15 protein-coding genes are annotated in these 23,110 nt (G+C 38.3%); 13 read left to right on the forward strand and 2 right to left on the reverse strand.

Features of this window, described 5'->3' with window-relative positions; genetic code table 11:
* Nucleotides 1–281 precede the first annotated feature (281 nt).
* Nucleotides 282–2,201, reverse strand: a complete 1,920-nt coding sequence (locus tag DWW10_RS16395) for a transglutaminase domain-containing protein (protein WP_118420727.1) — start codon at nucleotides 2,199–2,201, stop codon at nucleotides 282–284.
* A 279-nt stretch (nucleotides 2,202–2,480) separates the two neighbouring features.
* Between DWW10_RS16395 and DWW10_RS16400 the strand changes: the two genes are divergently transcribed.
* The 12 genes from DWW10_RS16400 (at nucleotide 2,481) to DWW10_RS16455 (ending at nucleotide 16,969) form a co-directional block, all read left to right on the forward strand.
* Complete coding sequence (locus DWW10_RS16400) at nucleotides 2,481–2,786, forward strand: NVEALA domain-containing protein (protein WP_118420726.1); 306 nt, start codon at nucleotides 2,481–2,483, stop codon at nucleotides 2,784–2,786.
* 104 nt (nucleotides 2,787–2,890) lie between these two features.
* Nucleotides 2,891–4,009 (forward strand): BF3164 family lipoprotein, encoded by a 1,119-nt coding sequence (locus tag DWW10_RS16405; protein WP_118420725.1) that lies wholly within the window; start codon nucleotides 2,891–2,893, stop codon nucleotides 4,007–4,009.
* A 30-nt stretch (nucleotides 4,010–4,039) separates the two neighbouring features.
* Nucleotides 4,040–4,900 (forward strand): DUF1573 domain-containing protein, encoded by an 861-nt coding sequence (locus tag DWW10_RS16410; protein ID WP_118420724.1) that lies wholly within the window; start codon nucleotides 4,040–4,042, stop codon nucleotides 4,898–4,900.
* A 69-nt stretch (nucleotides 4,901–4,969) separates the two neighbouring features.
* Nucleotides 4,970–6,508, forward strand: coding sequence for a BF3164 family lipoprotein (locus DWW10_RS16415; protein ID WP_118420723.1), 1,539 nt, complete (start codon nucleotides 4,970–4,972; stop codon nucleotides 6,506–6,508).
* A gap of 62 nt (nucleotides 6,509–6,570) precedes the next feature.
* The gene (locus DWW10_RS16420; RefSeq protein ID WP_118420722.1) at nucleotides 6,571–7,677 is read left to right on the forward strand and encodes a BF3164 family lipoprotein; all 1,107 of its coding nucleotides are present in this window, start codon (nucleotides 6,571–6,573) and stop codon (nucleotides 7,675–7,677) included.
* 42 nt (nucleotides 7,678–7,719) lie between these two features.
* On the forward strand, nucleotides 7,720–8,580 hold the full coding sequence (locus DWW10_RS16425) for a DUF1573 domain-containing protein (RefSeq protein WP_118420721.1): 861 nt from the start codon (nucleotides 7,720–7,722) through the stop codon (nucleotides 8,578–8,580).
* Nucleotides 8,577–9,731, forward strand: a complete 1,155-nt coding sequence (locus DWW10_RS16430) for a TolB-like 6-bladed beta-propeller domain-containing protein (RefSeq protein WP_259320497.1) — start codon at nucleotides 8,577–8,579, stop codon at nucleotides 9,729–9,731. Before DWW10_RS16425 ends, DWW10_RS16430 begins: the two co-directional genes overlap by 4 nt.
* Nucleotides 9,732–9,752: 21 nt before the next feature.
* Nucleotides 9,753–10,628 carry a signal peptidase I gene (gene lepB, locus DWW10_RS16435; protein ID WP_118420720.1) on the forward strand — a complete coding sequence of 292 codons (876 nt, stop codon included), beginning with the start codon at nucleotides 9,753–9,755 and terminating at the stop codon, nucleotides 10,626–10,628.
* Nucleotides 10,629–10,669: 41 nt separating this feature from the next.
* Complete coding sequence (locus DWW10_RS16440) at nucleotides 10,670–12,307, forward strand: O-antigen ligase family protein (protein ID WP_118420719.1); 1,638 nt, start codon at nucleotides 10,670–10,672, stop codon at nucleotides 12,305–12,307.
* Between the two features lie 22 nt (nucleotides 12,308–12,329).
* Nucleotides 12,330–12,770 (forward strand): hypothetical protein, encoded by a 441-nt coding sequence (locus DWW10_RS16445; RefSeq protein WP_022392484.1) that lies wholly within the window; start codon nucleotides 12,330–12,332, stop codon nucleotides 12,768–12,770.
* 804 nt (nucleotides 12,771–13,574) lie between these two features.
* On the forward strand, nucleotides 13,575–14,726 hold the full coding sequence (locus tag DWW10_RS16450) for a hypothetical protein (protein ID WP_022392483.1): 1,152 nt from the start codon (nucleotides 13,575–13,577) through the stop codon (nucleotides 14,724–14,726).
* A gap of 35 nt (nucleotides 14,727–14,761) precedes the next feature.
* The gene (locus tag DWW10_RS16455; RefSeq protein WP_022392482.1) at nucleotides 14,762–16,969 is read left to right on the forward strand and encodes a suppressor of fused domain protein; all 2,208 of its coding nucleotides are present in this window, start codon (nucleotides 14,762–14,764) and stop codon (nucleotides 16,967–16,969) included.
* Nucleotides 16,970–17,045: 76 nt separating this feature from the next.
* Here the strand turns inward: DWW10_RS16455 and DWW10_RS16460 are convergent, their stop codons facing one another.
* Entirely contained in the window at nucleotides 17,046–18,614 is a 1,569-nt protein-coding gene (locus DWW10_RS16460; RefSeq protein WP_022392481.1) for a glycoside hydrolase, read from the reverse strand.
* A 190-nt stretch (nucleotides 18,615–18,804) separates the two neighbouring features.
* Here DWW10_RS16460 and DWW10_RS16465 point away from each other — a divergent pair, with 190 nt between their 5' ends.
* Nucleotides 18,805–22,845 (forward strand): hybrid sensor histidine kinase/response regulator transcription factor, encoded by a 4,041-nt coding sequence (locus DWW10_RS16465; RefSeq protein WP_022392480.1) that lies wholly within the window; start codon nucleotides 18,805–18,807, stop codon nucleotides 22,843–22,845.
* The last annotated feature ends 265 nt before the right edge of the window (nucleotides 22,846–23,110 follow it).

The raw sequence follows: 23,110 nt of genomic DNA on the forward strand, positions 1-23,110 counted from the left end.
TTATTCTGTTTCTGACGTAAAGGTATACATTTATATTTCCTTCAACCAAACGATTTTAGCGGTTTGTCCTCATGAATGTAATTTTTGCGTCCGTTTGCAGCGATTTGCTTAGTTGGCTATTCTTGCTTGGGGTTGATGGCTTAAAATATCTGCTTCTTACTTGGCATACACTTGCTCCGTATCAAATCCATACTTTCTCCACATAGAGGTACCTCTGAGTGGAGATTGTACGGAGCAAGTATAGCCCGGGTATGGTTTGGATAAATAGAAGATTTGTCGTTTTATGGAAAAGTCTGTTTCCCATTTTGGATATAGAAAACTTTCTCTTCTTTCCCTCTGGTTAAGTCCCGGAGATGAAGTAATGTATTTTTCGGAATACTATCAAAAACAAGGGTATCTGTTTGAGCTTTTTGTCTGGAGATATATTTCCAACCCTCATATCCATCATTGTACCCAATTTCATAAACATCTCCTATTCGTATGAAATTGTCATCATTGCGTGGTGTATAGGTCAAGCAATCTATATACACGTCTTTTCCAAAATCGATGGTGATCCAACTTCCTTTTTGCTTGGAAACAATCCAAGTTAAAGGATTATGATCCAGACATTCTTGTAATTTCTCTGGAGGAAGCTGTCCTTCATAATTATTTTCGCTGATATCCACAGGGTCCACCAGTTGCTTTTTGTAATAAAAATCCAGATCGGCGATTTCAAGGAATCGCTCGTCCGGGGCAGTATAGCGGATATATCTGCATTTTACAGGAGTATGAAGGTATACTTTATTCACGCTGACTTTTGGAGTATCTACAATATGATATAATAATTGTTTTTGTTTGAAGCTCTCTGATTCTGAACTATATATCTTTGCCCCCACCACTTTTACCATATGCTTGACTACTCGTAAGTAAAGTGGGCATTTACGGGTCACAGTGATACTTTCGTAGTTATCTCTATCGGGTATAAAGGTTATGGAAGAATCTCCTTTCAGTACAAAAGGATATCCTGCTGGCCGATATTCTAGCCCGTTATAATAAAGAGGCTGATAGGCAATATCAGGTTCTATATTTCGGAAAGTAGCTTTTTTGTCAACCACTTTTGTCATATCAATAGGTAGCCATCCTTCAGGACTAAAAACCCCGATATACATGTATTTTTCGGATGAATCTTCGGAAGGAACTTCATGGCTGCTCTCAAAATATTCTGCACTGACATCTTTTTTAAAGAAATTCTTAAAAAATGATGGAACTTTTGGGTCTTGAAGTATGCCTTCAAATGTTTCCGGTTGCATACCGAAGCACTTTCGTAATACTTTGCCTTTCTTTCTTCCATCTTCATATTTATCATGTCTCACTGCATCTTCTTCTGTAAACCAGAACGGAATGTAGCGTTGCGTGGTATCTAACACTACATTCCAAGTGTGTCCTGTCAAATTGTCTGGTGAAAGGGGGAGTTCATCTACTGCAGCAGGGATGCCTAATGAACGTAATATGTATATCAGGTAGTCACAAGAATCTACACATTTTCCTACTCGATACTTTAATAAGAATTGGGCTCCCAGGTGCGGCAAGTTCAGATTACGGTTGAAAATGAATTTTTCATTTCTTAGATATTGTCCTATGACATTGGAGGCTTTAATGATATCTGATCCTGTATATATAGAGTCCAAAAGGAATGCGAATTTTTTATGATAATCAGATCTCCATCTCTCCAGTGGTTCATTGTCTATCCGGTAAGGAAGGATAAGTTCGCAAAAATCATCGAACGTAAAATATTTATTCCATGGTCTTTTCTCCCATTCTTCAAAAGCCAGATCTATATTCTCTATCAGGTAATCAGCTGTTATTACATGGGCATCATATGTTTTGGGGAGATTGTCGTATCTGAAACCTTTTAAAGGATTCACCTTATCATCTGGTAATTTCCCATTCTCATCAACACTTGCTTTGATGGCTTTTATGCTGTCTAATATATGACCAGTATAACTAAAATAGTACGGCATATTTTCTATGAGAAAATGAGCAGCCTTTGATTTTAGTGAATCTTTGCTGTAGTGTTCCAAAACTTTTATTAGTTCAGTACGATTGTCTCCGGCAAAATCCAAGGCATATTCCAGACGGTGGTTTTCCTCTTTGCATGAGATCACTGTAAAAAGCAGGATAATACTGAGGGTACAGATCTGTTTGAATGATTTGTTCTCCATAATATATTTTTTGTAGACGACAAAAATAGAGTAGAATACATCATTTGTATATGCCTACTCTTGCCAAATATGTATACTTTACCGTGTATTACTGGTTTGTATATAGTTTTGGCGAGTATGGGCATGGGCGGTTTCAGTATTCTTCTCTACTTTTGTATAAAAATGATGCTGGGAAATAATATTCTGGCATTGGGTGAAATTTTATAGTGTGGAGGAGTTTAAAAGAATAGGGGGCAGAATAGTTGTTGATTTATATTGTAAATTTAATTTTTATTTATTATGAAGAAAAGTGTTTTTGGAGGGATATTTGCCCTTGCATTTTTAGTGATTGCTGGCTATGGAGTAAAAAGTGTGAAGAATCATGCTAGATTATCGTATTTGGCATTGGAGAATGTAGAGGCATTGGCTAGTAGTAGTGAAGGAACCGACGCTGGTTTTTGTTTTTTGGAACAAGCATTTTATGGTGAATATAGCTATCAATCTTTTTGCGATAAAGAAACTAGTGATAGTAAAATTTATCCGTGTCCATCATCGCAATCATGGGGTAATTATTTAAAATCTGCACAAGATCGGTGTACTAAATAATTATATTCTCAAAGATTGATATTGGCTTCTTCTATGTGATGAAATACACAAAGAAGCCAATATTACTTTTATAGGATGTCTAATTACTAAACTGAATTGAAAATATGAAAAGAATTAAGGAGGTATTTTGTTTTGTGCTGATCTTAAGTATTTGCATTAGTTGTAACAAGAAGAATGACAACATGTATTTTAATGGGGAAATCCGAAATTTTGAAGTTCTTGGAAGCACGAAAAAAGTCACATTAGAAACCATCTCATTAGATGGAGCTAACTTTGGGTGGTTGGCAGTATTTGATTCACTTATGATTTTTAGAAATCCTAAATTAGTAAATCGATTTTTTAGCATATTTAATGTCGATAATGGTGAAGAATTAGGTACTTTTTGCAATAAGGGGGGAGGTCCTGATGAACTTTCTGATTGTCACAAAATTTTTAATTTTTTTAAAGAAGGTGATGATCTAAAGACTTTATTATTGGAAAATTATGAAGAAAAAATGTTCATTTGGAATATAACTCAATCGGTTAAGCAAGGCACTACTGTTATTGATACTATTATTTCGTATGCCTCTGAAAAAGACAATAAAAGTGCTCCCTATGGTTCTTTCTTTTTTCAAAAAGATAATACTTTGCTTGCTAAGGTTCAATCTGTGCCATTAGGTAATGGAGATGCTACTTTACCGTTCTATCAACAACGGACAATTGATACAAATAAGTTATTGAAAAATTATTCGATTTATAAGCAATCAGTAAAAGATAGAGACTCTCCTACTACGGCTCAAACCTTTTCCAGTTCTAATGATGCTTGCAAACTAGATGGTACTAAAGTGGTACAAGCTATGCTCTACCTCCCACAATTGAATATTTTAGATGTTGAGACAGGTCAAGTTGTTGGATTTCGTATGAAGGGGGCCCCTGATTTTTCTATCTTTGAAGACGAGAAAGATGTATATAATATCTATTATATTGGGGTACAAGCAGACGATAACTATATTTATGCATTATATTGGGGAAAAGAGTCATGGGGACGATTTGATGTTCCATATGTTAATACAATCCATGTATTTGACTGGAATGGGAATTTTGTGCAGGCAATTGAGGTGGATCGTGGTCTTGATGCAATATGGATAGATCCAACAAGAAACAGGCTGTATGTAACGAGTCCTAAGGTGGATGACGTTTTTTATTTGGATTTGGATGGTATCTTGGGTGAGGTTGTTCAATAATGTATAATGCTGTTTTGTAAATAATTATCTATGAGGTGTTTATATTTGTTGCTGATAACCTCTTGTTTTTATTCTTGCAAGGATAGAAGAGATAATATCACTCGACTAGTAAATGAATGGGAAGGAAAAGAAATAGTCTTTCCTGCTCACTCCATATTTACTGTTCAAGGAGAAGATACAGTACTCTTTTCTTTTTCAGGTGCCGATTATAAGATTGTCTCTTATATAGATTCAGTTGGCTGTACGGGGTGTAAATTGCATTTGCCGCGTTGGAGGAGATTTATGTATAAGGTGGATACTTTGATGAATAATAGTGTTCCATTTGTGTTCTATTTCCATCCAAAAAATATTGAAGACCTGTGTTATATAACACGTCGTGATGCCTTTACTCATCCCGTTTGTTTTGATGTATCTGATGAGTTCAATGCTTTGAACCATTTTCCTTCAGAAAGAGCTTTTCAGACGTTTCTATTAGATAGAGAAAATAAGATAATAGCTATTGGCAATCCAATCCTCAATCCTAAAGTGAAAGAACTATATCTTAAAATATTGACGGGTAATATTTCAAAAACAACTACTACTTCAATGACGGAAGTCACTCTTGATAAATTGAAGTTAGATTTTGGTTCTTTTATGTATTCAGAAATTCAAGAACGTAGCTTTGTTTTAACTAATAGAGGCGAGACACCTTTGATTATTCAAGATATTATAACTTCTTGTGGTTGTATGAAGGTGAGATATGATAAAAGCCCTGTCCCACCTGGAGGCAAATTAGAGATAACTGTTATTTATAAAGCTGAAAAAGCGGAGTATTTTAATAAAACGATAACAGTGTATTGTAATATAGTATCTTCTCCGATCATGCTGAAGATAGAGGGAAGTGCAGAATAAGTAAATAAAAAGATGAAGCATGAGTAATGAATTCCTTTATGTTCATTACTTGTTTAATTATGATCCGTTATGCGTTTTAGAAATAAAATATTATATATTTCTTTTTTACTTCTACTATCATGTAAGAATGCAGATGAGCTAAGTAAGATTCTGTTAAAAGGGGATGCTGATTATCTGGAAGGCTCATTTTCTGAGTTTCCAATGGATATGTATAGGCCTGCTAAATTATATGTGATTGGTAATAAATTAATCGTTTTTGATGATGTAAAGGAAGAACTTTTCAAAGTTTTTAAAATACCTACACTAGATTATTGTTATTCGTTTGGCAAAAAAGGAGGCGGTCCAGATGAGTTTCATTTGCTTGATAAAGAAACAATCAATGTTGGAGATGATTTGGAAATTTTATATCGGAATAAGCTTCATCATTATTATGTCACAGATTCTTCGTTTCTAAAAATTAAGTCAGATGATAAATCTCATGATTTGGTATTGACTTCAGTCAATCCAATTAATAACTTCAAGTGTTTGAAGCAGTCTTTGTATATCTGTAATAATGACTTTAATAAAAATGATGAGGAATTTTGTCTGCTAGATCTTAAGACTAAAAAAGAGACAAAGTTTGGGAGAATAGATAAGAAGAAAAATGAAGTTAGTATTCAAGATTTGGATGCTTATTTATCAAAATCTATTTGTACAAATGAGTCTTTACAACGATTTGCAGCATTTTATTATCATCGGCCTGTCTTTAAAATTTATAATAGTAATATGCAGATGCTTAAAACTGTTGAAATAGAACAAGATAAGACTCAATTTGACCCTAAAGTAATTTACTTTACTGAGCCATATGCAACGGAAAAGTATATTTATGTAATGTGGATATGTAAAAGTAAACAAGCTGTTGAAAGAGATATAGATGCTTTTCGCCCTGAGATTCTTGTCTTTAACTGGGATGGTGAGTTGTTGCGTAGGATTATTGTAAATAAACCGATTATAAGTTTTGCGGTATCTGAAGCGTATAAGGAATTTTATGCCGTTTCTTTTTCTGAGGCAGATATTAATAGAATTTATAAGTTTAAATTGCCTGATATGAATTCGGATAATAGCATGGCATCATCTAGTATTTCAAATGATTTCTATTCAATAATACCAATGGGTAATTATCATTTTGCTCGAGAAGAGACAGTTAATGCCACATTTGAGAAAGATGGCTATATTATGAATATTGTTAATCTTGCAAGTGGTGAATTGAAGAAGCGGGGTAAATATAAGTCGTTGGGTGGAATATCTTTGACTTATTATGCTCCCTCTGATGAGAAGGCTGACTTAAATAAAAAGATGCGGGAGATTATTTCGATAGAAACAGCTAAAAGAATAGATACACTGGATATTGATAAAAGGTCTGTTATACGTGTAGCTCGTTCTCAATCTTTGAAAGACTATTATGGAAATGTTACTCAAGCGAGATACTGTGATTACATTCAGAAACAAACAAATAAAATAATAAAGTTTTCTATATTTATGGAAAATGGAGGTGATGAATCCATACAGTTTATCCCTCCTTTATCGCAGGACATAGAAAGAATGTTATCTTCATTAAGACTCAAATAAGGTAAATATTGCTGCGATTATTGATTTTAGCTGAAAAAATAGAGAACTTCTAAATAGAAAATATGGAAAGAATTAGAGAGATACTTTGTCTTGTGATAATTTTGACTACTTGTGTAAGTTGTCATAAAAATGATGACAGTACGTATTTCAATGGTGAAATACGAACTATTGAAGATGGCATTAAAAACGTGAAAAAGGTTACATTGAAAGTTGTCCCTTTGGATGGAGCAAATTTCGGATGGCTATCGACATATGACTCACTCATGTTTTTCTTAAATCCCAAGTTGACAGATCGTTTTTATAATATATTTAATATAGATACCGGAAAAGAAATAGGAACTTTTGGTAATAAAGGAGGAGGTCCTGAAGAAGTTTCTACTTTTGCTCCGATCTTTCAATTTTTTAAAGAAGGAGGCGAATTAAAAACTCTACTTTTTGCTCCTAATGAAGAGAAATTATTTGTCTGGAATATAACTCAGTCGATTAGGCAGAGTACAACTATCATGGATCGAATTATTCCATATACTTGGAGGGCAGAGAATGATGGTGCTCCTTATCTCCTAATGTTTCTTCTGAATGAAAATACGTTAATTGCTGAGTTACAATCTTTCCCACTTAGTGATGAAGAAGCCACTTTACCGATTTATCAGAAGCGGACATTTGACACAAATAAGCTGTTGGAGAGCTATTCAAGTTACAAGAAATCAGTTAAAAATAGTGAGGCATCTATTTTACCAGAGTCTTTTTTCTATTCTAATGATGCTTTTAAGCCGGATAGAACTAAAGTTGTGCAAGCTATGGTTAATCTTCCGCAATTGAATATCTTAGATGTGGAAACAGGGCAAACTGTAGGTTACCGTATGAAAGGAGGGCCGGATTTTACTATATTTGAAGGCACTGGAGAAATAAAGAAGTATTATACAAGAGTGCAGGCAGATGATAATTACATTTATACATTATATTGGGGAAAGGAACGCTGGAAACATTTTGAAGTTCCATATATGAATATCATTCATGTTTATGATTGGTATGGAAACTTAGTACAGAAGATAGAAACTGATCGAGGTATTGATCAGATGTGGATAGATCCAACAAGGAATAGGCTGTATGTAACTAGTCCTAAGGTTGATGATATCTTTTATTTGGATCTGGATAGTATTTGGGATTAGGTTGTTCAATAGCGTATGATGGAATTTTAGGTGTAATTATCTATGAGATATTTATATTTATTACTGACAATCTCTTGCTTTTATTCTTGTAAGGATAGAAGAGATGATATTACTCAACTGGTAAATAAGTGGGAAGATAAGGAAATCGTTTTTCCTGCTCACTCCATTTTTACAGTTCAAGGAAGAGATACGGTATCTTTTTCTTTTTCAGATGCTAATTATAAGATTGTTTCTTATATAGATTCTGTTGGATGTACAGGGTGTAAATTACACTTGCCACGTTGGAGGAGATTTATGTATGAAGTAGATACTTTGATGAATGCTAGTGTTCCATTTGTATTTTATTTCCATCCAAAGAATATTGAAGATCTGCGTTACATAATACGTCGTGATACCTTTACTCATCCCGTCTGTCTTGATGTCTCTGATAAGTTCAATATTTTGAACCATTTTCCTTCGGAGAGAGCTTTTCAGACATTTCTATTAAATAAAAAAAATAAGATAATAGCCATTGGTAATCCAATTCTGAATCCTAAAGTGAAAGAATTATATCTTAAAATACTGGCGGGCAATATCTCAAAAACAACTACTACTTCAATGACGGAAGTTGCTATTGATAACTTGAAGTTGGATTTTGGCTCTTTTATGCATTCGGAAATTCAAGAACGTAGCTTTGTCTTAACTAATATAGGTGAGGCGCCTTTGATTGTTCAAGATATTACCACTTCTTGTGGGTGTATGAAGACCAGATATGTCAAGAAGCCTATTCCTCCAGGGGAGAAATTAGAAATAACTGTTATTTATGAAGCTGAACAGGCAGAGTATTTTAATAAAACGATAGCAATACATTGTAATATAAAATCTTCTCCGATAATACTGAGAATAGTGGGAAATTCAGAATGATAGGTAGAAAATGCAGTTGCAGTGAAGAAACAAAAAATGAAAATATGAGGAGAATTGGGGAAGTCTTTTGTTTTGTGGCAATATTGGCAATTTGTATTAGTTGTCATAAGAATAATGATAACCTGTATTTTAATGGAGAAATCCGGAACTTTGAAGTTCTTGAAAGTATGAAGAAAATCACATTAAAAGCCATTCAATTGAATGGGACAAATTTTGGCTGGTTATCAGTAGATGATTCACTTATGATTTTTAGAAATCCGAAATTGACAAATCACTTTTTTAATGTATTCAATACAGATACTGGAGAAGAGTTAGGTGCTTTTTGTAATAAAGGAGGAGGGCCTGATGAACTTGCAGACTGTCATAAAATATTTAATTTTTTTAAAGAAAATGATGAGTTGAAGACATTGTTATTGGGGATTTATGAAGAAAAACTGTTTGTTTGGAATATAACTCAATCGGTTAAGCAAGGCACAACTATTATTGATGCTATTATTTCGTATGTTCCTGAAAAAGAGAATAAAGGTGCCCTTTATAGTTCTTTCTTTTTTCAAAAAGATAATACTTTGCTCGCTAAGGTTCAGTCTGTTCCATTAGGTGGAGGAGATGCTACTTTACCGTTCTATCAGCAACGGACAATTAATACAAATAAGTTGTTGAAGAATTACTCAATCTATAAGAAGTCAATAATAAATAGAGATTCCCCTACTACGGCTCAAACTTTTTCTAGTTCTAATGATGCTTGTAAGCCAGATGGTACTAAAGTAGTGCAAGCTATGCTTTATCTTCCACAATTGAATATTTTAGATGTTGAGACAGGTCAAGTTGTTGGATTTCGTATGAAGGGGGCCCCTGATTTTTCTATCTTTGAAGACGAGAAAGATGTATATAATATCTATTATATTGGGGTACAAGCAGACGATAACTATATTTATGCTTTATATTGGGGAAAGGAGTCTTGGGGGCGTTTTGATACTCCTTATGTTAATACGATTCATGTATTCGACTGGGATGGAAATTTTGTACAGGAAATAGAGACTGATTATGGTCTTGATCAGATGTGGGTAGATTCGGCCAGAGATAGATTATATCTGACGAGTCCAAAAGTGGATGAGGTCTTTTATTTAGATTTAAATGAAGTTTTTGATTAAAACGAAGGGATAGATTGATGTATGATTAAAAAATGGAGTAAAATAGTGGTGAATATTGTTTATGGTTGTTGTATTATCGCTATAATATTACTTCTGATACAGATATTTATGTTTACTTCATTTAAGATACCTTCTGACTCAATGGAACCTTCTTTATTAGCTGGAGATTATATCTGGGTGAATAAATGCTCGAAAGGAGCTAGGCTGTTCAACGTTCTTGATGCTATAGATAAAAAGCCGGTAACAATTCATCGTATGCCCGGTTGGAGAAGTTTTAAGAGAAATGATATATTGGTGTTCAACCTTCCTTATCCGGATCGCTGGGATAGCATTACATTTGATGTGATGAAATACTATGTGAAGCGTTGTGTTGCTCTTCCGGGAGATACCTTTGAAATACGGAACGGTCGTTATCATGTACGGAATTGTAAAGATATTCTCGGGAATCTTTCATCGCAAGAGTATTTACTGAGCTTATTGGAGTCAGGTAGGGCTAAGGAACAAGGCCTTGTGACAAGATGTTATCCTTATAGCGGGTTATTGGGATGGAATGTTAGAGATTTTGGTCCTTTATATATTCCTGCTAAAGGAGATACAATATTTATGACTCCAAAGACTAAATTGGTTTATCGGAATCTGATAGAATGGGAGCAAAAAACGAAGTTACAACTGAGGGGCGATACTGTTTTACTGGGTGATAGTGCGATATGGAGTTATTGTTTTCGGGAAAACTATTACTTTGTTGCTGGTGATAAGGTTCTGAATTCACGGGATTCCCGTTATTGGGGATTGCTACCGGAACCGTTTATCGTAGGTAAAGCTATCCGGATATGGAAGTCGGTGGATTGGGATACAAATGAGATACGCTGGGATAGAATATTAAAAAAAGTGGAGTGATAAAGCTGTGCGTACATAGTATTGGAAATATAGCAATAGTGATGGTATTGTTTACTGCAGTATGCTCTCTGTTGAGTTTGGTATGTGTGGCTACTCCTGAACTTCCTGTTGGAGAAACCATTGGCCAATGGATATGGTTTGGCAAGGTTACATTGTTTTCAGCAGGTTGTGTTATAGTTGTTTTCTTATTACAGCTTTTAAGAAGGGATACTTGGAAAGAGATACTATTCTTTCCAAATATTCCTGTTTATGTATCATGGAGTCTGATGATTATGGGGGGCATTGAGGCAATCTGGGGATTACGTCAATTGTTTGGTTTTTCAGCTTCCGGTCATCTTCAATATGTACTTACAGGTTCTTTTTTTAATCCTGGTCCGTATGCTGGATATTTGGCAATGGTATTGCCAATCTGTCTGCATCAGTATATAAGCATTGTTGGCTGGAAGCAGGTGAACTTTTCTCGGAAAATGGGAAAGTTAGCTGCGGTAGTTATAGGTTTTCTTATTCTCTGTGTGCTGCCGGCTACTATGAGCCGTTCGGCCTGGGGAGCTGCTGTGATTGGTTGTGTTTGGGTAACATATATGCATCGGGATAATCGTAAATGGAACATTTTGTGGTGCAGATATAAGAAATTCTATATTTCATTGGGGGCAGGGGTGTTTTTTATCTTTGTGCTGGGAGGTGTCGGAATATTTTTTCTGAAGCCGGATTCTGCTTTAGGGCGTCTATTTATGTGGAAAATAACTTGTCAGGCTATAGCCGAATATCCACAGGGCTGCAATAAGGGTTTTGCTTTTGCTTATGGTGAAGCACAAGAAAATTATTTTGCTCGAGGGCATTATACCGAATGGGAAGAACGCGTGGCGGGAAGTCCGGAATATGCATTTAATGAATATCTGGAATTAGCTTTGACGAAAGGAATTGCTGTTTGTGCAATGATGATGATAATTACTTTAGGCTGCTTACGAATTGGAATGCAATCAGGACGTTATGGTATATGTGGTGCAATGATAGTTTTACTTATCTTCTCTTTTTCTTCTTATCCTATGCACCTTCCGGCATTCATAGTAGCTTATGTTTGTTTATTATTGGCTTGCGGGATAGGAGGAGTGATAGGGAAACCGCTTATTTTATGTGTCTGTTTTATAGTATGGGTTGGAGGCTACAATGAGAAGTGGCGACAGGAAAAGAATGCATATTGGAAGTGGGAGAATGCAAGAATGCTTTATCGTTCAGGAGCTTATATGTCCGCCAATGAAGCCTATAGAGATATTTATCCGCATTTGAAGGAAAAGAGGAGGTACTTGTTTGAATATGCTCATAGTCTACATAAGGCGGGACTTTATAACGAGTCTAATGAATATTTGGATGAGGCTTGTAAATATAGTACTGATCCGATGATATTGAATATTATGGGTAAAAATTATCAGGGAATGCATTGTTATAAGCAGGCTGAGCTTTGCTTGTTGTCATCTGTCCATCGTTTGCCAAGTAGAATTTATCCCTATTATCTTTTAGCGAAGCTTTATGCTGAACCTGATTTTCGAAATGAAGAAAAGTTTGAAGAGATGAAACGGATTGTCTTGACGAAAGAACCTAAAGTTTACTCTGTGGCTATTGAGGAAATGCGTAAAGAAGTGGAAGAAATATCGAAAGTTTTAGAATCATTTGAAAAATAGTATGTATAAAAAATAAGTTCCTATGGATGCATATAGTGATAATTGGAATGCCTGTTTACTATTCCGTAACAAACAGCTGACTAAACAACTGAAAGACTACCAAAAAGTATCGGCTTTGGTGGAATATTCTTCCTCTCAAATAGTGGCAATGGGGCAATTGTTGCGGCTTCATAAAAATCCATCTTATGGCATTATCAATGATGAGAGTGAATGGGAAAATCTGTTTGTAGTTATTGATTTACTATATGGTGGCTGTTTGTCGGAAGGATTATCTTCATATCGTTTAGGTGTTCAGGAGTTGAAACTCTGCTATCTGGTACGTGCCCGGTTGAGTAACAAAGCTATTGCTACTCTTTTCAACATAACTACCCGCTCGGTTTTGAAAGCCAAACAACGTATTAAGATTAAATTGATTCTATCGGGTGTGGATAGTCTAGATAAATACATACAACAATACCTATGATTTGAACTAACTGTCGAATTCCTCTGCAAGTGCAAGCAATTAGCAATGCTGCCTTGATGCTGGCAAGTACAAAATAAAGTTGGCGGGGCAGGAATTTCGGTGAAATTTTATCTGTTTTCTTTAATATAGAACATCCGGATTTTTAATCAATGTCAGAAAGATTGCAAAATATTGAAATAAGTGTCGCTAAAATGCTTTTTTTACTGACAAGCGCATCCTCGTAAAAGCAGGAAATAGAGAATTTACTTCTGAATTAATGCATACAAATACGTTATTTCTGTATTCTATGTACAACTTATACGCTTTTTATACATTGAATCACTATTCCCAACACGTAGGATCTATACATCCGGCATACAGTATCTATAGATGCAACACATCCGATATATAGATTGGATACAAGCGATCTATATATCGGACACAAGCCATCTGTATATCCAACAGAAAGAGGCTGTTTTAGGCACTTTTAGGTGATACTTTCGCTTTTTTAGAGTTGTTGGTATTTTTATATCGGCTTATCAATCTGCTGACTATGGATTTTCACTTGTGAATTTACGTTTTCCCTTCCTTCCGTACACAAAGAAAGCATTCTGAATATGCAAAAAAAACAAAATGTCAAAAGAGGGAAACAACTTATCCGAAAGAAACGCATTTTCGCCTCTGTAAGTGCTCTGAGAGCCTTTGTAGAGGTGAATTTATTTTTTTATTTCTGATTGTTATGTGAATGTTTTTGCTATTTAACTCTTATCATTATCTTTGGGGATGAGTGAGATTATGAATTGGTAACTTAAATGGCAATAAATAATGGATAAGACATTAAAAGAGAAAAATGATGCTTGGACAGATACTGACGAGCATACTGAGATTCCTTTCCGTAAACGTGTACAGAACTTCTGGAAATGGTTTACTGATAACGAAAAGAAACTGTCGCAGATCGTTGAGAACCGAGGGAAGTCGGATAGTGAAAATGCAGTGGAGTTTATCACGGCCGGAACAGACCTGATAAACAAAGAGGTACACTTCAATCTGGGCGGGGACTATGAATTTACTTTCTCTGTCGAAGGGCATTCCTCCCTGTTCTATCTCTATCCCTATGTTGTGTCACAGTTGCCCGAGCAATTCAAGGACAAATGGCACTTCTTCCCTTTCAACCAAGGTACTGATTCGAGTTTCTCATTGGGTATGTATGGTGTAAATGTGGCTATGGATCAGGTGCAGGTAGCCGTTACTTATCAGGAAGATATCAATGCTTTCGGCATCCGCTTTTATGAAAAAGACCTGTGCTCGCTGGAAGAAGCTCAAAGTTACAATGCCTATTATATCATGATGGAAATTATGCTGGGTGAGGGATTATCGTACCAGTATATTGCCGATGTGGAACGTGCCGACGCTCCACTTGAAGATGCGATAACTCTTCCGGCATTGAGGACATATATCGTAGATACTCTGAAAGCTCACGATAAGGAAGTGTTTGATAATCCACAGCAAGTCTATACAAGCTATCGTTTCGAGCCGCAGGAGAACGAAGAACTACGTTTTGATGTGGTGGCAGGCAGCTCATGTTTCCAGCCCTTGGTAGCTAATTATTATAACGGTTCTACTGAGTTGTTCGATCAACTGAACCGGTTCGGCGCACAGGCTGTGTTCATTGCCTTCCCGTTCGAGAATGAAAAAGAAGGAGATGCAAAGAAAGCCCTGGATTTCCGCTACGAACTGGAAGACCGCCTTTCAGAAGAACTGCTTTCTCCGGAAGGCCTGGGACTTTTATTAGGCGGTGCCGTTGGTACAGGTACGTGTTATATCGACCTTTTGCTATTCGATAAGCCGGCATTTATGGAAAAGATAATCCCTTTCCTGAAGGATTATCCTCAATATCGCTTCTATCTCTCCGATTTTCGTCAGGACTGCGATTTGCACAGGCTGTTTGAAACGGAGGACGACGAATCAGAGGATTAAATAATAAAATCGTTAATTATTAAGATATTACTATTATGAGCATAGGTTTCAGATTAACAACAAAGTGCAAAAATATCTCTTCCTTTCAGGAATCTCTGGATGCGGTTGCAGCCCGGAACAATATCTCTGCCAGTCATACAGAAGACTATTCTGAGTTATCTCTTTGTCGTTTGGGAAATATATTCTTTAATTATGAACCGGAAGGAGATGAGATAGTCATTGCAGGCGATTGTCAGACTAATCTGCTGGGAGCGGGTTTTCACAAATACGCTACAGAAATTGCCTGTGAACTGATACGGCAAAGCGAACTTTCTTTTGAGGTGGAGGATGATACGGAGTATTACGAGCACAGAGACTTTGAGCGGATGCGTTCCGAACACTTCTATCCATGGCTAAAGGCCATTATGAAACTTTGCTGCGAACGTATGGAGCAGGGATCTGATATGTCTGCCATCTGTTGGGACTACAATAAGTACATACCTCAGGGTGTGAAAGGAACAGTCGTTTCACCTTTCGGACGTATTAATCCTCATCATTTCATGGAGCGAATAGAAAACGAAGGTATTGAAACACTGGCAAATGAGTTCTTCATGTGGAATAATGAAGAACGTGATGCCCAGTTCTATCGAAATATTGCCTTGAGTGCCCTGTGGGAAGATTGCTATTTCATGCCTTCCGCCCGCAGTGATGCAGATGAGGAAATCAATGCCTTTATTATCGGGAATCTTGAGAAAGCTGTCGAAATGGATGATTCCCTTCCTTTTCCGAAAGAAGATTACCTGCTGCTTTGCCGTTTAGCGGAGCAAGAGCCGGTAGATGTTTCTTTCTTGCCGGACTATGTGCATGAATTTCCGATAGGCTACCGTAAAGGAAAAGTAACGTATAAACTGGGGAATCTCAGTTTTGACCTTCCGGGCCATTACCTCTATTTTGAAGAAGATGATTCCCGTGGTTATTATGATGGAGTAGATGAAAACTGGCATGTGGTGCGTACGCTGGCTTATTCCATCCCTGATGATGAGGTGAACTATCTGGAAGATAATGAGAATGTACTGGTTGAGGAGAAATTCTTCAATAACGGTAAATGCAGGCTTTACGACCTGGGTGGCGAAGAGGATGGAAGCGACAGTGAATATGTGTGCCAATGCCAGATTATCACCGAACATCAATTTACCCTTTTCACAATCTCGTGTGAAGGAAAAGAAGAAACCATGGCTTTCTCTACAGACTTTGTCGAACATCTGACTGCAAGCAAGGAAGATAAGTATGACAAACTGCTCGAGCAGATAGAGCAATGGCATACGGAGGATGAGGAGCAGAAGATAGTGGACGCCATTCTGGCAATCCCCGAAGAAGAGTGGAATGCAGAGTTAATAGGGCTTCTGGCACGCGCTTATAATAATCAGGAAGAGTATCTCAAGGCTATTGATTGCCTTCTTACTGTGGAGGAAGAAGATAAAGACGCACTTTGGTTCTATCGTTTGGGGTATGCTTATTATTATATGAATCAGTTGGAAAAGGCACAGAAGGCTTTTGAACGTTCTCTGGAGTTGGACCCGGATGATGACGATGTGAAGGAATTCATTGATTTGTGTAAAAGCGGAGAATCGCCCTACAATCCTGAAATGTATGAGCCCGAAGAGATGGATGCCCTCGAAGCTCATATCGACAAGTATTTCGGTAAATCGAAGAATGTCTTCCATGAAATAGCCTCACCCGATATTCACGTGGATATCTATATTATCGAACCGACGCGCAAGAGGAATTACTATACATTGATTACCAGTGGTATGGGTGCCCATCGGATGAATGTGCCCCAAGAACTGGCAGAGTATAAGTTGGAGCGTGCGGAGCTGGTGATATACCTTCCTGCCGATTGGGATATCTATGACCATTCGGAAAAGAATTACTGGCCGTTGCGTTGGTTGAAGATACTCGCCCGCTTGCCCATAGGAGAAGATTCTTGGCTGGGATGGGGGCATACAGTGCCGAATGGTGAACCGTTTGCTGAAAACACCCGCTTCTCCGGTGTGATACTGATTAATCCTGAGACTATGAAGAAGGGGGCAGATGTCTGCCGATTACCTAATGGTGAAGAAGTGAATTTCTATCAGATAATTCCGCTGTATGAAGAGGAAATGAATTTCAAGGTTGCCCATAATGCGGAAGCACTGTTAGAGAAAATGGATGAAGTAAGCCCGATAGTGGATATTCGTCGAGCGAGTGTTTGCGAGGAACAGTAAAGCTACGAGTTACAAGCTACAAGTGCCTTTCGGTGTGATAGCGCAGCCACTTGTAGCTCGTAGCTTGTAACTCTTCTCAATCTCCGGAAACGAAAGTAGTGACAGAACGTGCAGGGATAACTGCCAGTTGTTTTTTGTTCAGCTTTTTAATGGGCAGCAAGTCTTCACCTGGTGTATCGGATGTACGGTAACCTTGCCATGACTTGACTTTCGGGTCATTCACGCGAAACGTGCACTCTTGCTCCTGATCGGCATAGTTGATAACTACCATCACCCATTGTCCGTTCGTGTTTCTATAGGCGGAACACATAAGGCCTTTCTGGTCGGTATCTCCTTCAGGAATAATCTGTCCGGACTTATCAGTTGTTGCAATAGTCATGCGTACGGCACCCGGACGTATGAAGCGGCTGTAGTTCCCTAATATCCACATCAATTTAGAGTCTTCTACTCTTCCATCCTGCAAATCCGGATTCGTGTATTCACGTATCAATCCATCTTTGTAGTCACCGCCTATGGCTCGCCACCATTGCCAACTACGCGCCCCTGCATAAACAATATCATGATGAATGATACGTGCTACGTAAAGTGCTGTCTTCATGGTACGGTCGAACCCGCCACCACCGCCAATTTCTTCATCATTTCCCATGATGCAGGTTTCTGTTTGCCAGAAGTCGACCTTGTATTTATCTAATGTATCACGCAACTGGCGACGGTAATCTCTCAGACTCTTGAGCGGTGTATTTGTCCAGTAACTATGTCCTGCGATGAGGCGCGATACGTTCGGGGTATTTCCCAGATAAGTATCCACACTGTCCGGTGAGAAGAAAGACTGTATTTCGTATCCGCGCTCGTGATTAGTCATGTGGGTAGAGAACATGCAACGGTAATCTGATGATTCGCAAATGGTGATTTCCGTATTGATGTCTTCTTTCACAAACTCTTTACTGATGAGGCGTACGGCACGTGCTATCTCTTTTTTGGTGGCTGGGGTGCCTTCCTGTTTCGGACCTATCCAGTTCCAGTGACCGTCCGGTTCATTGAAAGGCGAAAGGTAATCGAACTTGATGCCATCCTTCTCCTCCACTCCTTTTATCACATTTGCCAGGAAGCGGGCAAAGTCTTCATAATGTTCATCTTTCAGGTTAAGTGTACCGTCGCGTCCGGTATTGGTAGCAAGTCCGTTTTGGGTGAAGTAGACTGGGGGAGAGTTCAAAAATGCCAGGAATTTATTGACTCCCCGTTCTTTTGCCAATCGCAGGAAATTGCGCTGCCCTTGCTGTTTGTTCCAGTTATAACTTCCGTCCGGCTGTAAGAAACATTCGGTGCGCATCCAGAGAGAACCTATCTGGCTCGCCTCGCCCTGTTCGGTACTTCCTGCACCTACGTTGAAGCGCCACAGGGAAAGCCCGATTCCCATAGGCTTTCCATTAGCATCATTTTCTGTACTGAATAACCAGTCTGCCACCTGGTTTTGCTTCTCCTGGGGCCATTTGCCTATGATGTGCATGCTCCAGGCATCCGAAGCACTGAAATGCTCCATGACTTGCAGTGGCTGTTCCGGGCATATTTCAAAATGACTCGCAGATTGCGCGAAGGTGACGTAACAGATAATTGATAGGATCGTTGTTATAACTAATTTCTTCATTGATTAGAGTTTTGATAGTAAAGTGCTATTATTAACTTCGCAAATATAGAGAATGTAAGGAATAAGAATATGATATAAATCGTGCAAACAGGGGTGTGAAATCTTTCAATGCGTGGTTTATATACTTCGGAATATAGATTTTATTCTTACTTTTGAGTCGCACAATTGAACATGCATAGTTTTTAATATTATGAAAAATAAGAATCTCTTTATAGTTTTATTGTTACTATTTCCACTTTGGGTATGGGCTCCACCTTATTCAGTGAAGCGTTTGGGCGCTATTGAAGGGTTGACCAGCAATTATGTTTTGAGCATAGCCCAGGACAAACAGGGATTTCTATGGTTTGCAACGGAAGAGGGATTAAATAAGTTTGATGGTATCCGTTTTGTACCTTACTATAAAGGTGCTCCCGGTAAGCTGAGCATCACCGGCAATGAATTGAACTATCTGCTCGATGACCCTGTAGATTCTGTTTTGTGGATTGCTACACAACGTGCCGGACTGAATGCTTATAATTATGGCAATAATACCTTTACGGCTTATAAATATGATTCGAAAGACCCGAACAGCCTAGCTACAAATGACGTCACCAGCGTGAGGCCGGCTTCTGATGGTAATTTATGGATTACTACTTACTGGAATGGGGTTGATTATCTGGATAAGAGAACCGGGCATTTCATACATTATAATATGAAGACGGTTCCGGATATGGTTAGTAACAACATCTGGTCGGTGGCTGATAATGGGGACGGGAAGTTATATATAGGCCATGTTTTTGATGGATTCAGCGTCCTCTCCATAAAAGATAGGAAAATAAAAAACTTCAGACATAATCCTGCCGATCCTAAAAGTTTGCCCGGTGATGGAGTGATGTGTGTATATGCCGATAAGGACGGTAATATATGGGTAGGAACAGGTGGCGGTTTAGCCCTATTCGATCCGGAAGAGGAAACTTTTATTCTCTTTAAAGATCCGGATAAGGAGGTTCAATACAGGATTTTCGACATCAAACAAATGAAAGATAATAAACTTTGGGTAGCAACGGAGTTCGGAGGAATTGCTATCCTTGATTTATCCCAACGCCTATATTTGTCATCAGAGCAGATACACTTCCAGTACATAGAGGAGGGGGCTGATGAATACGGTCTGTCGAGTTCCAGCGTGCGCTTTCTTTTCCAAGATTCTTTCAGCAATGTGTGGGCCGGTACGTGGGGAGGAGGTATCAGCTTCCTGAATCATGAGTCTTCTTTATTTAATCGTTATAATTTTTCTCCTATTCCAACTGATGCAAAGAGTCTTACCGGTAAGATGATCAGTAGCATCTGTGCCGATCATAGAGGCAAACTATGGATAGGGACAGAAAAGGGAGACCTTAATGTATTTGAAAAAGGCAGAAGAACGGTCGTGTATGGGAAAGAGGACGGTGTACTCAATGGCAATCCTGTGCAGTCATCTCTGTGCGACTCAAAAGGTAATTTGTGGTTCGGATTATTTTTCGGAGGGGTATGCCATTATGATGCGACTCGAAAGACTTTCAGGCAACTTTTCTCCCATGATATGGCAATGACCGATGTCCGTGCTTTTTATGAGGATAAGGATCACATAATGTGGATCGGCACTTCCACAGGAATGTATAAGGCCGACCTGAGCGGAACCATTTTGCCGGAGCATTATTTGGATGAACAGGTGCGCTGTATCTTTAGAGATGAGCAAGGTAATTTTTGGGTGGGTACTTTTGGCGGGGGACTGTTTTTATACTCACCTGCTTTTGAAACCATAAAACGCTTTTACGTAGCTGAACAGTTCCCCTCTAATACAATCAATGATATCTATCAGGATAGCCGGAAGCGAATTTGGATAGCTACCGGTGAGGGGCTGGTATGTTTTCCGTCTTCTAAGGAGTGGAATTATCATGTTTACGGGCGCGAGGATGGATTGTTGAATACACATATACGGTCTGTTCTGGAAGATACTTCGGGCAATATCTGGCTCAGTACTAACAAGGGAGTCAGTTGCTATGTAGACCAACAGGGCAGTTTTTATAATTACGGTTATGGTGATAATGTTCCTATTGCAGGCTTCCTGAGTAACAGTGTGACATCTGATGATGAAGGCAGAATTTATTTTGGCTCGCTTAACGGGGTTTGCTACTTTAATCCCGGAGAGGTACTTGCCAAACACGAAGCTCCTCCGGCAGTCATGACTGAAATGAGGATATTCGAACCTTTGGGAGACTGGGAAAGCCGTGAAGAAATACTTACGCTTGATAAATCCTCTTCTGTGGAACTGAATTATATGCAGAATACTTTTAGCGTTTCCTTCAATATCCAGAATTATGCACTGACTAATCAGGTGGAGTATGCTTATATGCTCAAAGGGCTTGAGGACTCTTGGTACACGGTGAAAGATCCCAATAATATGACTTTCCGTAACGTACCGCCCGGTGATTATTCTTTTTTAGTGAAGACGCGAATGAGAAATCAGGAGTGGTCGGATAAGGTGACAGCTTTGCATATCCGCATCAATCCTCCTTTGTGGCTGACGTGGTGGGCAAAAACATTCTATGTCCTTGTAAGCCTGCTTATTATATTCTTCATATTCTATATCTATAAGCGGCGACTTGATATGGAGGTGCTGTATGATATGGAGAAGAAAAACCATGAGCGAGAGTTGGACTTGAATCAGGAACGCTTACGCTTCTATACCAATATCACACATGAACTCCGTACACCGCTTACGCTGATATTGGGGCCATTAGAAGATATGCTGAAAAGTAATTCGCTTTCTAATAAGGATGCCCAGAAAATATCTGTGATTCACCAAAGCGCCATTCGCTTGCTGAACTTGATAAACCAGATACTCGAATTCAGAAAGACTGAAACACAGAATAAGAAGTTATGTGTGAGCCGTGATAACATAGCTAATCTGGTGTACGAAACAGGTTTTAAATACAAGGAGCTCAACCGTAATCCAGAGATTGAATTTTGTATTGAAGTGGAAAGCGAGGACATGCCTTTATTCTTCGATAGGGAAGTGGTTACGATTATATTGGATAACCTGATTTCCAATGCAATCAAATATACTGAAAAGGGGACTATTACATTAACAGTACACAGGGTGGTGTCTGATAACATTAATTATACTGAGATAAAAGTACATGATACAGGTTATGGCATTGCTCCCGAGTCCTTGCCTTATATCTTCGACCGCTACTATCAGGAAGGAAGCGAACATCAGGCTTCCGGTACAGGTATTGGTCTAGCGCTGGTGTATAATTTGGTAGTGTTGCACGAAGGGGAGATAAACGTGGAAAGTGACTTGAATGTGGGAAGTGCTTTCTGCTTTAGGTTATTGACGGACAATACCTACCCCCACGTTATGCATCAAGATTCTCCGGAGGAAACAGAAGATAAGAAAGAAGAGATAGAAGAAATCCTTGATACGGAATCCGGAGAAAAACGTATCTTATTGGTAGTAGAAGACAATCAGGATATCCTCAATTATATTGTTGAATCTTTCTCGGATGATTTTGATGTGAAGACGGCGGTAAACGGTAAGCAGGGTATGGAGCAAGCTTTGCATTGTATTCCTGACATCATTGTGAGTGATATAATGATGCCTGTCATGAACGGGATAGCCATGTGTCAGAAGTTGAAAGAAGATATATGCACTAGTCATATTCCTATTATTTTGTTGACAGCCAAAGACTCTTTGCAGGATAAGGAAGAAGGATATCAGGCAGGGGCAGATTCTTATCTGACGAAGCCTTTCAGTGCCACTTTGTTGCATAGCCGCATAAATAATATATTGGAATCCCGTAAACGGCTCGCAGAGCGTATTAATACTTCGGCACCTCGCCAGGACTTGGATGAAAAACGTGCCCGCTTAGCAGAATCCATGAACAAACTGGATAATGAGTTCCTGGAGAAGATTAATCAGTTGATAGAAGCGCGTTTGTCATCCGAGAAGGTGGACATTGGCTATTTGGCCGACAATATGTGCATGAGTAAATCTACGCTTTACCGCAAGGTGAAGGCTTTGACCGGGCTTTCTACCAATGAATATGTCCGCAAGATAAAAATGCACTATGCCGAGCACCTGTTGCTGGAAGGCAGATATAGTATTTCCGAAGCTGCTTTCAAGGTAGGAATAAACAGTATGATGTACTTCCGCCAATGCTTCAAAGAGGAGTTCGGAGTGCTTCCTTCTGAATATCTTAAGCAGCTTTAGAACTTACCTGCGATATAAATTATTCAATGAACGTATACAGATTATTCAGTAAAGGGTAAAAAGTACACTTATTTTGCCTGTGAATGATATGTATTCCTTTGTTGCATGTTTTATATACGCATTAATATTATAATAATCTTTAGCTTTGTAACCGTTAACTAACTAAATAAATATAAAAATGCCTATGGAAACATGACTCTATTCTTTCTACTATTGAACTTAAGTTTATGGACTTAACAGTCGATTATTTTTATTTTGAAAACCT

It is taken from the genome of Bacteroides intestinalis (assembly GCF_003464595.1).
Taxonomy (GTDB): Bacteria; Bacteroidota; Bacteroidia; order Bacteroidales; family Bacteroidaceae; genus Bacteroides; species Bacteroides intestinalis_A.

Excerpts from the sequence above, each read along its gene's own strand:
- DWW10_RS16395 (WP_118420727.1), bottom strand. The coding sequence starts at position 2,201 with ATGGAGAACAAATCATTCAAACAGATCTGTACCCTCAGTATTATCCTG.
- DWW10_RS16400 (WP_118420726.1), top strand. The coding sequence starts at position 2,481 with ATGAAGAAAAGTGTTTTTGGAGGGATATTTGCCCTTGCATTTTTAGTG.
- DWW10_RS16405 (WP_118420725.1), top strand. The coding sequence starts at position 2,891 with ATGAAAAGAATTAAGGAGGTATTTTGTTTTGTGCTGATCTTAAGTATT.
- DWW10_RS16410 (WP_118420724.1), top strand. The coding sequence starts at position 4,040 with ATGAGGTGTTTATATTTGTTGCTGATAACCTCTTGTTTTTATTCTTGC.
- DWW10_RS16415 (WP_118420723.1), top strand. The coding sequence starts at position 4,970 with ATGCGTTTTAGAAATAAAATATTATATATTTCTTTTTTACTTCTACTA.
- DWW10_RS16420 (WP_118420722.1), top strand. The coding sequence starts at position 6,571 with ATGGAAAGAATTAGAGAGATACTTTGTCTTGTGATAATTTTGACTACT.
- DWW10_RS16425 (WP_118420721.1), top strand. The coding sequence starts at position 7,720 with ATGAGATATTTATATTTATTACTGACAATCTCTTGCTTTTATTCTTGT.
- DWW10_RS16430 (WP_259320497.1), top strand. The coding sequence starts at position 8,577 with ATGATAGGTAGAAAATGCAGTTGCAGTGAAGAAACAAAAAATGAAAAT.
- lepB (WP_118420720.1), top strand. The coding sequence starts at position 9,753 with ATGATTAAAAAATGGAGTAAAATAGTGGTGAATATTGTTTATGGTTGT.
- DWW10_RS16440 (WP_118420719.1), top strand. The coding sequence starts at position 10,670 with ATGGTATTGTTTACTGCAGTATGCTCTCTGTTGAGTTTGGTATGTGTG.
- DWW10_RS16445 (WP_022392484.1), top strand. The coding sequence starts at position 12,330 with ATGGATGCATATAGTGATAATTGGAATGCCTGTTTACTATTCCGTAAC.
- DWW10_RS16450 (WP_022392483.1), top strand. The coding sequence starts at position 13,575 with ATGGATAAGACATTAAAAGAGAAAAATGATGCTTGGACAGATACTGAC.
- DWW10_RS16455 (WP_022392482.1), top strand. The coding sequence starts at position 14,762 with ATGAGCATAGGTTTCAGATTAACAACAAAGTGCAAAAATATCTCTTCC.
- DWW10_RS16460 (WP_022392481.1), bottom strand. The coding sequence starts at position 18,614 with ATGAAGAAATTAGTTATAACAACGATCCTATCAATTATCTGTTACGTC.
- DWW10_RS16465 (WP_022392480.1), top strand. The coding sequence starts at position 18,805 with ATGAAAAATAAGAATCTCTTTATAGTTTTATTGTTACTATTTCCACTT.